Source organism: Novimethylophilus kurashikiensis (assembly GCF_003112435.1).
Classification (GTDB): Bacteria; Pseudomonadota; Gammaproteobacteria; order Burkholderiales; family Methylophilaceae; genus Novimethylophilus; species Novimethylophilus kurashikiensis.
On sequence record NZ_BDOQ01000010.1, the window covers coordinates 15,996 to 29,046 of the forward strand.

The following is a 13,051-nucleotide window of genomic DNA, read 5'->3' on the forward strand; positions in this document are numbered from 1 at the left end:
GGCGAGAATAAAGAAAAGTATAACTATAAATCCATTAACAGTCAAGAATCAAGGCCATATTAACTTCACATTACATTGACAAAAGTAAACAATAATGGTATAGTTTAACCTTCAATTTCAGACATAAACGGGCGCGCTCATGGCAAAATTATTCATCCCCTCTAAGCTCAAGGTTGGCTTCCAGAATCGAAACGACACCTTCACAGGGAAACTGGCTTACGTCACCTATTACGACGAAAAAGGTAAGCTTCGTAAAGAAGGCTCGTGGACGGGTTGGATTGATAAATCCATCGACACCCTCGAAATCGATAACAAGCCATTAGCTGGGTTTGTGCTGAACAAAGGGGTGCAGCGTAATGGTTACTGGGGCTCCGGCCGCTCTATCGTCCGGGTGCATCATCCTGACGGTTTTGAATTTGAAATCTCCATCGACAACCTCATCGGCATCCTGATGCATTCCGATGTCTCCAAACGCGATATCGTGGAAGAGTGCGTCTTTGCCTGGGCCGGGAGCGACCTGGTGCTGTTGCCGGTCAATTCCCAGGACTATCTGGATTCTCTGGAGTACACCAAAAAACAGGATGGCAAGGTTTCCGCAAAATCACTTGTGCCGGGCCGCCAGTATGCTTTAAAGAAGAACGACCATGTACTCACTTATGTGGGGTATTACGAATGGTTTGATTTCAACGTTACGCATGAAGAGATTGGCACCCGGAGCTATTACAGCGCGATGAGCTGGCTATCTATTACCAAACAGGTTTCAAAGGGCAAAAAGCATGTGTTCTTTGACGGGAATCAGTTTGTAGTGCCTAGTGTAGCGACTCTCAGCGGCGAGGTTTCCACCGACATCAACCCGGACTTTTCAGCCATCGTGGATAAGTTCTTCCATACCACGCACTCCCAGCCCATTGCTGGGCTGGCGATTGAGCCTGTCGAGGTGAAGGACTATACCATCGACTACAGTTCGCCATTATGTAGCCTCTACCGGCTCACGATGGCAACTGACAAGATGACCGGGTATGAGCGCATCACACATAAGGCCCATGGGCATTATTTCCATGAGCAGCCTGACGCTGCTAAGCAAGCAGCCCTTGTATGTAGCTCGCTGGGTCAACGGGATTTTGATGTGACATTCAATAATGGCTTTACTCAGACCAGCGCTGGAAACGAGCACACCTGTGCACTCCCGTTTGATGCCGAAGGAAAGCTTGAGGATGTCGTGTACCCAAGCGACATTCAATTCGTGGGCGAATCGGTACCCGGCTATTTGAAACCCCGGTATTCAGCACGATACGTGGCTCTACTGAACAAGCTGGGTTACGGCCACCTGCGCTACAAATTACAAAACGGCAATATTTCGAAAGGTGAAAAAGTATGACAACTGAACAACTCACGGCAGACCAAAAAGTTGAGAAGCTCCTCGCTGCGGTCGCGGTCCAACGTAAAGAAGTGGATGCTCTTGACGCACAAACCAAGCGTCCCTGGGAAACGAATTGCTCCTTCAAGCTGGAGTGGGCCGCTGTGCCGGTAAATTTGCAAACCGCACCCCTCACCATGGTGCTCTCATTGACGGCCGAGCTGGTTATGCGTCGCAGCGCTAGTGCTGAAGCAGCACGCATCCTGGGCTTGGAAGATGCGACCATTACCCTGAGTGGATTCAGCTATGAAGCCTGGGAAGCTGACTTCAAGAAGCGTGTCGCTATCATCCGCCTCCAGGAAAAGCGCAAGAAGCTGGACGATGTGGAAGCCCGCCTCAACCAGCTGGTTTCCCCGGAAAAGCGCCGTGAAATGGAACTGGCCGCGGTCGAGGCAGAACTGTTGAGCTGACACTTCGCTAAGCCTACAAAACTAATAGCAAAAAGGAATCTCCCATGGGCGGCAACGCATTGAGTTACACAACGGTTCGGCTTACCGACAGGAATTTCCACCGTTTTGCGGCGGATACCGTCAGCAAGCTTCGGTCGCTGCTGCCCGGTCGCAAAATATCAGCCATTGAAGCGTACCGCTCAAAGAGCGACTTCGGTGACCTTGATGTGCTGGTTGAATCCTCGGATTACGACCCCTTTAAGGCGGCAGAAGCCTTGGGCGCCATCGAAATCGTGCGTAATGGCCCGGTAACATCCATCGGTGTGGTTGTGCGGCCTGAGTTGGGGCTTCTGCACGGCAATGTGTTCCAGGTCGACTTGATTGCCATCGATGAGCCCTCGTTCGACTATGCCAAGGGCTACTTTGCGTTCAATGACCTCGGTAACCTGGTAGGACGGATTGCGCATGCCATGGGCGTTTCCCATCGACACGATGGGTTGTATTTCTATGTGCGGGACGGCGATTACAAATTCCGTGAAATTTGCCTAACTAAAGACCATGCCCTGGCTCTAGCCTTTCTTGGGTTCTCCCTTGAACGCTTTGCACAGGGCTTTGAGACATTAGAAGAAATTTTCCGGTTCGTCGGCAACTCGCCATTCTTCAATTCTGACATCTTCCTGCTCGAGAACAGGAATGCGGTATCGCGCGTTCGCGACCGCAAGCGGAAGACATACACAGCTTTCCTGAGTTGGTGCGAGCTGCATCACGAGTTACCCCAATTTCCCTTCCCTGAGGATAAGGCCGCCTGGCAACCAAGGATTGAAGAGTACTTTCCGCACTTCAACCACGAACATGCTGCGGCGCTTCAGGACCTGTCAAACCAACGCTTAGCTAAGGAAAAGTTTAACGGTGCGCTGGTGGCTTCGTTGACCGGCCTTGAGGGGAAGGCGTTGGGGGAACTGATGAAACGCATCAAGACATCGTTTGGTGGCCCCGAGGCACTGCGAAGCGAGGTGCTGGGTATCACGGAGGAGGCGCTTCGGCAAAGAATCCTCGATACCCACACAGCTATGCTTAATGACCGCCCATAAGCCATCCAACCTTGATTAGCGTCGGCTATACCCTTGATGTAGGTCATTTATAACTTCATCAAGGAGCATATTTTGGGCTGTTCTAATATTTTTTGTGGGGTAACCAACCAGGTGATTGGGCCGTGGGACCGGTGTTATGTGATTCCGGTTCGTCAATCCAGTACTTTTAATGAGGTTGAGATGTCGATTGGCGACCGCGATTTATCTATGCCAGGAATCGCCAATTCATCCTGTTATCCAGGCTGCTACTGGGAGCCGATGTCGGCCTTTGTCAGCGGCACGTATGACGACGACTATTATCGGATAAATCCGGATGATACCGCCGTTAATCGACGTGCCATGGCAAACTTCTTTCTGGAGCTGTATCGCAATGCTCCGGTGGTGAAGGTGGGTAAAAACCCGACGCATGACGTGCCCTTTAACATCCAGGCCTTCATTGCCGAGAAAGCCCCCAGTCTGGAAAAAGCTGTGCAGGGCCTTAAATGGTTTATGACGGTTGACCAGGTTGATGGCCTCAAATCCGATGAACTTGTGAAGGTGTGGGAGTACGTTTTTAGCGTCTCCTCACAACACCGGCTCTTTTGCAATGCTCATGGAATGATTCGTCCAGTTCAGTTTGCTGCATTTCACCATGTGACCTTCGACAACCTGGTTCAATTAACCTCAGGGTTCAAAACCTATTCAGGGGACTCCTATGAGCTAAGCGAACTGCTTCGCCGTGAGCTGGATACATTGGAAGCCAAACTGCAAGAAGTATTGGCCAATGATGAGTACGATGAGACCAAGAAACTGAGTTACGCGTATGTTCATCGTTCTAATTTCCAGAGCGAGCTGAAGCTGAATATGTCGGACAGCGTCCATAATATTCTGTATCCGTTTAACGGAGAACAGTTTGACCTGCTTGGCAAATATCTGGATGAGGGCATGCCCTTTGACGAGTATGTTGAAGCCATGCGGCCGACCATGGCCGGTGTTTATGCCCTAGCTGGCATGAATGCCTTGAACCTGAAGTTTGCACCGTTTGTTACGGCTGGCCAGGACTATGACAACAGCCAGGGTACCGCGTATGCAAAGTTCGTCACCTCGGTCTCCAAGGCAATCAACAAGGAAGTAACGAAAAAGTACCGCTAACCAGCAGTACTTTGTAGCACTCAGCGCCCACCGATAAGGTGGGCGTTTCTTAAGCCTTCCGCCAGAATTCTTTATAGGCCTTAGTTGCTGCTGCCAAAAACTCCTCCTCAGTGTAGTCTTCAGGCGCAGTGAGGCCTGGCAGAACTTCACACAGGACATATTCCGAGGTCATCCCAAGGATGTTTGGCGTATCTTCCCCTAAGTCGCCGCGCCGAATGTAGAAGAGCTTTTTGGCGGCTGCCGGCACACTGTGCTCATCATAGAAGTCCTCCTCTCCGCCCATATCAAAGAGCTCGCCACCTTCATAGGTGATGTTTACCTCATCAGGCTCATCTTCGAAAACCTCGATTATGTACAGCGCCAGGAAGGGCTTGGGTGGATTGAAGTCAAGTGCGACAAATTCCATGCCCGGCTCCTTTTTTGCCGCGACAATTGCTTCTTGATAGGTCAGGAATGTTAGGTTGTTGTTCATGTTGGCTCCGATGTGAAGCCAACAGTATAAAATTTCTATTGAGGAATATGGTAGTACTTAAAAACAAATGCTTTTGCAGCTGCCTCAGCCTCTGGCCATTTATCTCTTGGTAAAGGGGATGGAATCTTGCAATCCAATGTCATGCCGCATTGGAACCGTTCCATTCCATACGCAGTGGGCCATCGGTGGTCATAGGTCAGACCATCCTTTAGCTTTACGAACATCGATTCAGCAAGAATTGCTGACTTTTTAGCTTGGTCAGGATGGTCCTTTAGATAAGCGATTAACTGCTCGACGCCAGTTTTACCTGAGGTACTGAAAGGCAGCAAAAAGAATTTAGCATTCGTTTGAATCTCATCTCGACCGGAAGCAGAGCCATATCGCAGGGCATCATACCAACCTAACATCGCAGCAGTTAAAATAACAGGCAACCCTGATTCAATGCCTTCTCGTGGCATATAGAATGCGCCTAGGAGCTCCATTGTCTCCATGGGTGTCAACTGCCACCTCTCAGAGGCTGTCAGTGTTTTATCAAAGGCAGTTCCTGCAGCCGCGTCATGCGCCAATACACCAGTCATTTGCTCTCTTGTACGAAGACGGCGTTGTTCCCACGACTGTAGCCGATAAGGGGATTGCGCTATCTCGCCAACTTGCGCCGAAGGGCCGGCAAAGCTCGAAGCACTAAATACAAGTGTCGAAATAGATAAAAATGCCACAAGCAAAAGGTTTGGTGACTTGAGTTTCTGCATTTCAATGATGATAAGTTAACAAAATTATTTAGGTATAGATAAGTTAACTTAAGGCGCTATCGTCTCCTGCCAATTTGATATAACATGCTCGACAAAAGATTAATTATAAGGTATGATTCCGACAATTCCAAAGGATTTCCCGGAGCCATATTGAATAATGCACTTGAGTGCCTGGCTATTATAGCTAGGTATCATGGACTCGCTGTTGACCCTGAGCAACTTAAGCATGAATACGCAAGCACTGAGTTTGGGGTAACCGAAGTTCTGCTGGCAGCAAAGCACCTCGGGCTTAAAGCAAAAAGCACCTCCGTAGCCCATGACCGTCTAGCGAACACACCCCTTCCTCTATTGGCAATAGGGACAGATGGGAAGTGGTTTATTGTTGCAAAATCCGATGGAGACAAGGTTCTTATTCAAGACCCCGCTGTTGGCCATCCAGAAGTTATAAGTAGAGCATCCCTTCAAGAGCGATGGGATGGCAGCTCAATTTTGATGGCTTCACGCGCATCAACCGGAGCCGCCTTTGCAAAGTTCGACTTTACTTGGTTTATTCCAGCCGTCATCAAGTACAGGAAACTCCTATCTGAAGTGCTCTTGGTATCTTTATGCCTCCAATGCCTTGCTTTGGTTACGCCTATGTTTTTCCAGGTGGTAACCGTAGAGATTAAAACTGGGCGTAGACGGTTAATAGAATACGTTTTAAGCCCCCTTGAGCAGCATACCTCGAGTGCTTTGCATGAAAGGTAAAAATATAGCCAATATTATTTCAGTTGCAAGCTTAATTACTGACTATCTTTGAAAGTAAACTCATTTTGAATACGCATCCTAAAGCACTTGTTGTTTTTTGTTCAATTATAGGCATCTCTGTATTTGCAGGATGTTCAAAACAAGTGCCATCTAAAGATTTGCCGAATCCCCCAGAGGTAAATCCCACTCCTCATGAAAAAGTAGAACTTGGCTTCATTGAGAATGGCACAAAATGGCCAAAGATACTGAATGTTATGTATGTAGCCAAAAATAAAAATTGTGACATAAAAAATAAATTCGAAGGCGTTTATACAAAACAAGTTCTAAATGAATATTTAAGCCTAAGTTCGTCACAAGGCAGCGGTGTTGTTTCCTTCTACGCAGACAAGTATTTGGCGGGAGCCTGCCAATGGGAATTAGCCGGAATTACCCTTGGGCCATCTCCCTCTACATCAGTAAGTATTGGGTCTCTTCTCACTAGCCCATTGCACGATGTACCGAAGAAAAATTATTCCTACTCCTGCTCAATATCTAAGCAATTTTGGTGCTATGGAGCAGATTCAATCAACTACAGCACTAACCCGGGTGCATTCATTATCTGGAGAAATAAATGAGCGACGACACTACAACTGCATTTTTTGCAAACCTTGTATATGACACCGGGTTTGATAAAAGCATTCAAATGGGAATGGTAGTAGAGTCTCCAGATGGAAATTTGTGGACAGTATTAAAAACATCTGATGTTAACTTGCAAGGGTTTCAGGCTGCTGCCTACCAAAATATTGAAACTGGCCAAATTATAGTCGCAACAAGAGGAACTGAGCCAACCTCGAAAATGGATTTGTATGCAGACCTGCAAATGGGAATGGATGGTGTTTTAGCCGGGCTTCCTAACCAATTTGTTCTTGCCAGTAATTTTCTTTCTTCGGTTGAAGCAATCGCAGGGGCAAACCCAATTTCATTAACTGGGCATTCCCTTGGGGGGTCACTGGCTGAATGGCTTGGAGCTGAGAGTCATTATCCGACTGTAACGTATAATGCCTACGGGATAGGGACAATATTAGCTGCTAACCTAATGCTTCCCGATGATTCGGATTTCTCTAACATTGTGAATAATGTTATAGATAAAGACCCGGTAATGATGTCCTGTATGGGACTTCCTCAGGCGACACTTACATCTTCAATCTAGGGGATGGAGCCGATACTATTACCGAGCCTACCGGCGGTAAAGGTATTGACACCCTGAAGTTTGGTGCTGGCATCAAAGCATCTGACCTTACAGTCACTTATTCTGTAAATGACCTCATCATTTCCCTTCCAGGGGGAACTGACAAGTTAACCCTGAAGAATTATTTCGCAGCAGGGGTAAACGGTGGGAATCCAATGATTGACGTGTTCCAATTTGCAGATGGAACCTCAGTCACGTCAGCTGACATGGCTGCAGCCGCCAAAGGGATTAATGGGACATCCAGCAACGATGTTCTCACAGGTAGTGCCTTAAATGACAAAATTTACGGGCTATCTGGAAATGACACATTAACTGGTGGTGCTGGAAATGACCTTTTGGTTGGCGGCGTTGGTAGCGATTTGTATAAGCTTGGGCGAGGTGCCGGTCAAGATATCATTGATAACTCCACCGCAGACACTACGCCTGGAAAGCAAGATATCGTTCAATATTCAGCCGACGTAGCCTCTAACCAGCTCTGGTTCCAACATGTTGGGTCTGATTTGGTGGTAAGCATCATTGGGACGACAGATAAAGTGAATATACAGAATTGGTACAGTTCAACCGCCAATCACGTTCAAGAGTTCATTGCAGGTGACGGGAAAACTCTTAGCGATTCGCAGGTGGACCAGCTTGTTAACGCAATGGCTGGGTTTGCTCCTCCCCCTCAGGGACAAACCACTTTGCCTCAATCCTACCAAGACCAGCTCGCACCCACATTAGCTGCTAGTTGGCAGTAGGCAGAAAAAGAACAGCCGGCAATGCCGGCTGTTCTTTTTATCTTTCAATTAAATCACTCTGCGGTGTTTATTGCCTTTTCCCTAACGAATAGCGGATGCATCGCCGGCAGTGGATTTTCAATCAGGTCATCAGGCACAAACTCACCCATGATGCCCCAGGTTTCCGTAGTGAGGATGTTCTGGGCAAGATAGTCGCGCTTGAAGGCCAACCCAAAGTACTGGCAGGTCTCAGGAGACTGCCACGTGGGGTCGATGACATCCCCATCCAACGTGACCAACCAGGCGTGCGGGACGGGAATCAATCGAAGCGCTACACCCTCGACATAAATTAAGTCTTCGCGCTGCAGGGCAATACGGCCGGCGTTTTCATAGCACATCTTGGCCCGGCCGAGCTTCAGCCAATCTGGGTTGGGCTTCGGCGTCCAGGCGCGGCCATACGTGCTTATAAACTCGTAATACCCGCCTGTAAGCTTGGCGAACTGCTGGATGTAGCTTTCAAGTACATTGCTCATACCAAAATGTTACCAGGGCTAAAGAATTACGCCACCCCTGCTACCTTAAGACTCGTCCGTACCAATTCACGAAATTCCGCATCACTGAGCTTATCGTTATCGACGTTTTTGCTCAGGAGATTTAAGGTCGTATCGGCCATCGTGGTTTCTTGGCTTAAATCGACCGCCCCAACCAACCGCTCCGCCTTTTGGAGAAGCGATTGTAGCTCGGCAATTGCCCTGGCGTTCCTTTCGGATTTGCTCATGGTTACGCTGCCAGCTTAAGTTGAGGATAGTCTACCGTTACCTTGAGGTCTGCCGATACTTGTACGGTTGCCCCTTCCTCCCCCGGCACCTCATAGAGTGCGTCCTTCAGCAAGTCCTCGAGGATGGAGCGTGCACCGCGGGCACCCGTCTTCAGCTCGTAGGCTTTCTCGGCAATGGCGCGCACTGCGCCGGCTTCGAAGTTAAGCTTTGCACCATCCATATCGAACAGGGCTTCCATCTGGCGCACGACGGCATTCTTGGGCTCAACCAGGATACGCTCGAGCGCGTCTACATTGAGTTGCTCCAGCGTTACCACCACCGGCAGACGCCCGATGAATTCCGGAATCATCCCATGCTCAACGAGGAGGTCCGGGGTCACCGTCTTTACACCCTTGGCATCTGGTGCCTGCGAGAAGAAACCCATCGAGCGGACTTCCTTAGGCTCCTCCAAGCTCTCCAAAACCGACACAAACGCGCCAGAACAGACGAACAGGATGTTGGTGGTATCAATGAACTCAGCCTGAGCACCTGGATGCTTACGGCCGCCTGCGACCGGTACACGCACCTTGGTGCCTTCAATCAACTTCAGCAAGGATTGCTGCACACCTTCCCCAGATACATCACGGGTGACCGAGGGGCCGGTAGATGCTGACCGCAACTTGTCGACTTCATCGATGAAGACGATGCCACGCTCGGCCTTGGCGATATCCCCATCTGCCGCTTGCAGGAGGCGCTGCAGGATGGTTTCCACGTCGTCACCCACATACCCTGCTTGAGTAAGGCTGGTGGCGTCAGCGATGGTGAAGGGCACGTCCAGCAGACGTGCGATGGATTGCGCTAGCAGCGTCTTCCCGGTGCCGGTTGGGCCGAGCATCAGGATGTTGCTCTTGCTGATTTCAACGTCGGTCGGGTTGGACAGGCGCTTGTAGTGGTTGTATACGGCGATGGCGATAGCCTTTTTTGCGGCTTCCTGGCCAATGACATAATCATTGAGGAAGGCTACGATTTCCTTGGGGGTCTTGCGACCTTCAGGAATGGCTTCTTCCTTCTCTTTCTGCCCCATCACGAGCATTTCGTTGGCCAGCGCGATGCACGCGCCGCACAGGTTCGAACCGTTTTGCAGCTGAAGCATCGAGGCGGCTGCCTCTGGGGACGTGCCGCAGTGTACGCAATTATGGTTATTTTCTGCTTGTGACATTTTTGACCTCTGTGGCTCGATTGCGAAAACAGGCATAAATATAGCACAGTTATCATGATAAATCAAGTTTGTTAATTCGTCTTAAGTATTGGTGGAGCAGATTCCTATACTGGATGTGGGTCAATACTTAACTTTTTGAGAGGTCAATCATGCTTACACTTAATTCGCGTCAAATGGCCATTGTCCGTAACCATCCTCATACCCAAGCGGTAAAGGATACCGGCTGGCTGCTCCTGGCCGACCGCAACATGTGTGGGAATCGTATTTTCATCGTGAGCGAGCACCGCGACATTGCGGTGACATTCGAACACGAGGAGCCTTATGCCGACCATATGCGGTCGTACATCAAGGCTACGGAATACGCCAAGGAAAATCCTGAAAAGTCTGAAGCAGGTGTTGATGGGCTTGAGATTGTCCATCTGCAGTTTGCTGCGGCTTAAATCACTCCACCCCGGCTAGCTTTGCTTGCTGGGGTTTGTTTTGCGCAACAAAAATCCCGCACGAGGCGGGATGGAGAGAGAAGAGAACGATTAGTGAACTCGACCTGGGTTTGGCACATACTTGGAAGCATCCAGAGTACGGTGCGCATCACCACGGCAATTCAACCATACAGTCTTGAGAACCCACTTATCCGTGATAACGAGAACCAGGTCATGATGTTCGTCATACTTCTGACGATACACACGCTTGGTCACCTTACCTGCGGCATGGTCCACTTCGACCTCGATTAACTTTGCCTTCCGTGCATCGAAGTATTCAGGAATATCTATCAGGCCATACCGGTCCGTTTGGGCCGCACGTGAAGCATGATAAGATACTTTCATACGACCCTGCAGATTCGGTTCTACTAGCTTCAGCAATTCGCCCGTGCTCAGCCGAATACGTTCGGGCATGTATACATCGGTATGAAACAGCAACAGCATGATAGCCTCCCAATAGATTTTCCACAGCTAGGTATAGCGCAAATATAGCAAAGAAACACACAAAGCGCAAGCGTAAAGTTTTCAGGAATGAAGTCGATATCTAATTCAGAGCAACCGAGCTTTTCAATTTGTTAACTTCTGCTTATAATCGCCATTATCGGCGTATTGATTGAGGTCCCTGATGCTGAAAGATGTCTACCCCTACCGTAAGCTGATTGCTGATGAATCCGTCACCATGCAGAATGGCCGCACCTTCCGGTTTATTGCCTATGGTGAAGTCGCTGGTGAACCAGATGCAAAGCGTGCTGCGGCCGTTTTCGATGAGGACCACAAGCTGGTTCTGGTCGATGGCCTGTTTGCCGATGCTCAAACCCCCGAACAACTAATGTCAAGCCTGCAAGGTTTGCTGAAGGCTGACCTCCCTGAACTAGTCCGCACCATAAACACCCATCCCGAAGCTCGCCACCAGATGACCGCAGATGGCGGAATCCCCTGGTAGGACTTAAGCCAAGACACAAAAAAGCCTGCATTAAGCAGGCTTTTTTATTTCAGCGTTTACTCGGTAGGCGTTGAGGTATCGAACGCCTTTTTCAATATAGCTTTGAATCGCTCATTCACCTCGCTGTTGTAGGCGCCGAGCTTCCCAGGTACGGACTGCATCTCCGCCTTGTGTGTTTCAGACATCAGGATGACCTCGAGTTCCTTGTAGGTGAACTGGTCAGCCAGAACCTGAGCGTTTACGTTCCGGATGGCCTCAGGGGTGAGCTTTTTTAGTTCTGCTGCGACCGGCACACGTTGGATATAGGGGATATCCTCAATCTGCTTATCCAACTCCTTACGAATACCGTCAGCATCCACCGTTATCAGGGTAATTTTCTTGGCCAGCGCCAATCGGGATGCAGGAGTATCTTGGACGGATACTGTCGCTGCGTTCGATGTCAATGTCGCGGCCAAGAGCATCAGGCCAACCAGGAGATGAGCCTTTTTCAAAGGGCGTCCTTTCATGATGAGATTGAGTATATGTTATGGCTTCGGCAACTAAGGAACCTTCAGCCTTTACGTTTTCCAGCATTTTAGAAAGCAGTGCGGCCTCATGCTCTTTAAAGGCGGCAATATTTTCTGGTAAGGAATGTTACAATATGAATTCGGGATTCATAAGGCAATGCTTAACTTGCGAAAGATACCATTAAATGGCATATTACACCATCTGCTATGGAGTGCGCAATGGCTAATCCAATTCCCGTTTTTATTTATTTTGCTGATTTAAGTAGAGGAGCAATCAAAGCTGGAATGTTTGCATAGCACCTGACCATCAGGGACAAGGAGCGGCAATACCACAATTGACCCTAAATTCAAGGTGCGGCATGATTACTTCTCAAAGGATTCACGGAAAGAGGAGCAACGAGTTTTGGCTAGTTTAAGATTGATTGCTGGTACGGAAGTGACCAGGGCTGGAAAAGAGGTTTTCACTGGCTTTACCATCAAGCAAGCCGCAAAGGCTTCGGCCGGCACATCTAAGCGTGACCTGGAAGAATTAGCCCGTAAGGTGATTAACAATCATGTGGTCGATGACGCTGGAACAACGGTCAGGATGCTCCTGGACGAGCACAACAAAACGTTAGACCGCATTGGAAGCCATAAGGCTAAGCCTAATGATGCCAAGCGCCTGATGGAGATTAGCACCATTCTGAGAAGACTTGGCTTGCAGTCGGCCTTTTCCGATGAAGATGACGAGGTGGATGTCTGGTCATACGGGAATGTCTTTGACCCTAAAACGCTTATCGAGCGAATTCCTTTTCTGCACGTTTGCCAGTCAGTGCTATTCCGTCTTACCTTTTAAGGGGTATCCGGAAAAAGCTATGGGATATGAGAGGATTAAAGCATCATGGGCTCCACTATAAACAGGATGACGGCTAGCGAATTCAACCATGATTTAGCCAAGGCAAAGCGTCTGGCAAGCGATAACCCGGTGGTCGTGACCAACCGCGGGAAGGACGAGTACGTCCTGCTTTCTGCCGAATACTTCAGTCAGCTCATCGCCCATTATCCGAGCCAGCAGAGCTCGATTGTGGATATGCTGCGTATGCCAGATATCAAGGACGAGATTAAGTTTAAGCCGCAGAAGATGACGATGATGGCTCGTCCTGTGGACCTTGACGACTAGCGAAACGCATAGTAGACAAAATATGTAATTAATGGTATATTAATGGC

The 13,051-nt window shown here is 49.0% G+C and carries 19 protein-coding genes; 12 read left to right on the forward strand and 7 right to left on the reverse strand.

The window, feature by feature from the left end; all coding sequences use genetic code 11:
- Window positions 1-139: 139 nt before the first annotated feature.
- The 4 genes from NMK_RS11955 to NMK_RS11970 all read left to right on the forward strand — a co-directional run bounded on the left by NMK_RS11955 (window position 140) and on the right by NMK_RS11970 (window position 4,028).
- Complete coding sequence (locus tag NMK_RS11955; protein WP_109015997.1) at window positions 140-1,378, forward strand: hypothetical protein; 1,239 nt, start codon at window positions 140-142, stop codon at window positions 1,376-1,378.
- Window positions 1,375-1,827 (forward strand): hypothetical protein, encoded by a 453-nt coding sequence (locus NMK_RS11960; RefSeq protein ID WP_109015998.1) that lies wholly within the window; start codon window positions 1,375-1,377, stop codon window positions 1,825-1,827. The genes NMK_RS11955 and NMK_RS11960 overlap by 4 nt, the downstream gene beginning before the upstream one ends.
- A gap of 44 nt (window positions 1,828-1,871) precedes the next feature.
- Window positions 1,872-2,897 carry a hypothetical protein gene (locus NMK_RS11965; protein ID WP_109015999.1) on the forward strand — a complete coding sequence of 342 codons (1,026 nt, stop codon included), beginning with the start codon at window positions 1,872-1,874 and terminating at the stop codon, window positions 2,895-2,897.
- 180 nt (window positions 2,898-3,077) lie between these two features.
- Window positions 3,078-4,028 carry a hypothetical protein gene (locus NMK_RS11970; protein WP_109016000.1) on the forward strand — a complete coding sequence of 317 codons (951 nt, stop codon included), beginning with the start codon at window positions 3,078-3,080 and terminating at the stop codon, window positions 4,026-4,028.
- 49 nt (window positions 4,029-4,077) lie between these two features.
- Here the strand turns inward: NMK_RS11970 and NMK_RS11975 are convergent, their stop codons facing one another.
- On the reverse strand, window positions 4,078-4,500 hold the full coding sequence (locus NMK_RS11975; protein ID WP_109016001.1) for a hypothetical protein: 423 nt from the start codon (window positions 4,498-4,500) through the stop codon (window positions 4,078-4,080).
- Between the two features lie 35 nt (window positions 4,501-4,535).
- On the reverse strand, window positions 4,536-5,249 hold the full coding sequence (locus NMK_RS11980) for a hypothetical protein (protein ID WP_146187192.1): 714 nt from the start codon (window positions 5,247-5,249) through the stop codon (window positions 4,536-4,538).
- An 84-nt stretch (window positions 5,250-5,333) separates the two neighbouring features.
- On the opposite strand from NMK_RS11980, the gene NMK_RS11985 reads away from it, so the two are divergent.
- The 4 genes from NMK_RS11985 to NMK_RS11995 all read left to right on the forward strand — a co-directional run bounded on the left by NMK_RS11985 (window position 5,334) and on the right by NMK_RS11995 (window position 7,961).
- A complete protein-coding gene (locus NMK_RS11985; RefSeq protein ID WP_109016003.1) occupies window positions 5,334-5,996 on the forward strand; it encodes a cysteine peptidase family C39 domain-containing protein in 663 nt (220 codons plus the stop codon).
- Window positions 5,997-6,061: 65 nt separating this feature from the next.
- On the forward strand, window positions 6,062-6,610 hold the full coding sequence (locus NMK_RS18315) for a hypothetical protein (protein WP_146187193.1): 549 nt from the start codon (window positions 6,062-6,064) through the stop codon (window positions 6,608-6,610).
- Complete coding sequence (locus NMK_RS18535; protein WP_181376270.1) at window positions 6,607-7,185, forward strand: Tle-like phospholipase domain-containing protein; 579 nt, start codon at window positions 6,607-6,609, stop codon at window positions 7,183-7,185. Before NMK_RS18315 ends, NMK_RS18535 begins: the two co-directional genes overlap by 4 nt.
- Window positions 7,186-7,304: 119 nt before the next feature.
- Complete coding sequence (locus tag NMK_RS11995) at window positions 7,305-7,961, forward strand: calcium-binding protein (RefSeq protein ID WP_227871471.1); 657 nt, start codon at window positions 7,305-7,307, stop codon at window positions 7,959-7,961.
- Between the two features lie 53 nt (window positions 7,962-8,014).
- Here the strand turns inward: NMK_RS11995 and NMK_RS12000 are convergent, their stop codons facing one another.
- The 3 genes from NMK_RS12000 to clpX are packed head-to-tail and all read right to left on the reverse strand — an operon-like array spanning window position 8,015 to window position 9,953.
- Window positions 8,015-8,473 (reverse strand): hypothetical protein, encoded by a 459-nt coding sequence (locus NMK_RS12000; protein WP_109016005.1) that lies wholly within the window; start codon window positions 8,471-8,473, stop codon window positions 8,015-8,017.
- A gap of 26 nt (window positions 8,474-8,499) precedes the next feature.
- On the reverse strand, window positions 8,500-8,718 hold the full coding sequence (locus NMK_RS12005; protein WP_109016006.1) for a hypothetical protein: 219 nt from the start codon (window positions 8,716-8,718) through the stop codon (window positions 8,500-8,502).
- 2 nt (window positions 8,719-8,720) lie between these two features.
- Window positions 8,721-9,953 carry an ATP-dependent Clp protease ATP-binding subunit ClpX gene (gene clpX / locus NMK_RS12010; RefSeq protein WP_306419343.1) on the reverse strand — a complete coding sequence of 411 codons (1,233 nt, stop codon included), beginning with the start codon at window positions 9,951-9,953 and terminating at the stop codon, window positions 8,721-8,723.
- A gap of 113 nt (window positions 9,954-10,066) precedes the next feature.
- Here clpX and NMK_RS12015 point away from each other — a divergent pair, with 113 nt between their 5' ends.
- On the forward strand, window positions 10,067-10,357 hold the full coding sequence (locus NMK_RS12015; RefSeq protein WP_146187194.1) for a hypothetical protein: 291 nt from the start codon (window positions 10,067-10,069) through the stop codon (window positions 10,355-10,357).
- 90 nt (window positions 10,358-10,447) lie between these two features.
- Here NMK_RS12015 and NMK_RS12020 read toward each other — a convergent pair whose 3' ends face one another.
- Window positions 10,448-10,840: a hypothetical protein gene (locus NMK_RS12020; RefSeq protein WP_109016009.1), complete on the reverse strand. Its 393-nt coding sequence runs from the start codon at window positions 10,838-10,840 to the stop codon at window positions 10,448-10,450.
- A 181-nt stretch (window positions 10,841-11,021) separates the two neighbouring features.
- Here NMK_RS12020 and NMK_RS12025 point away from each other — a divergent pair, with 181 nt between their 5' ends.
- Window positions 11,022-11,339, forward strand: a complete 318-nt coding sequence (locus NMK_RS12025) for a hypothetical protein (RefSeq protein WP_109016010.1) — start codon at window positions 11,022-11,024, stop codon at window positions 11,337-11,339.
- Between the two features lie 56 nt (window positions 11,340-11,395).
- Here NMK_RS12025 and NMK_RS12030 read toward each other — a convergent pair whose 3' ends face one another.
- The gene (locus NMK_RS12030; protein ID WP_109016011.1) at window positions 11,396-11,830 is read right to left on the reverse strand and encodes a hypothetical protein; all 435 of its coding nucleotides are present in this window, start codon (window positions 11,828-11,830) and stop codon (window positions 11,396-11,398) included.
- 418 nt (window positions 11,831-12,248) lie between these two features.
- Between NMK_RS12030 and NMK_RS12035 the strand changes: the two genes are divergently transcribed.
- Both NMK_RS12035 and NMK_RS12040 read left to right on the forward strand, forming a co-directional pair.
- The gene (locus NMK_RS12035; protein WP_146187195.1) at window positions 12,249-12,680 is read left to right on the forward strand and encodes a hypothetical protein; all 432 of its coding nucleotides are present in this window, start codon (window positions 12,249-12,251) and stop codon (window positions 12,678-12,680) included.
- A 45-nt stretch (window positions 12,681-12,725) separates the two neighbouring features.
- Window positions 12,726-13,004, forward strand: coding sequence for a type II toxin-antitoxin system Phd/YefM family antitoxin (locus NMK_RS12040; RefSeq protein WP_109016013.1), 279 nt, complete (start codon window positions 12,726-12,728; stop codon window positions 13,002-13,004).
- Window positions 13,005-13,051: the final 47 nt, after the last annotated feature.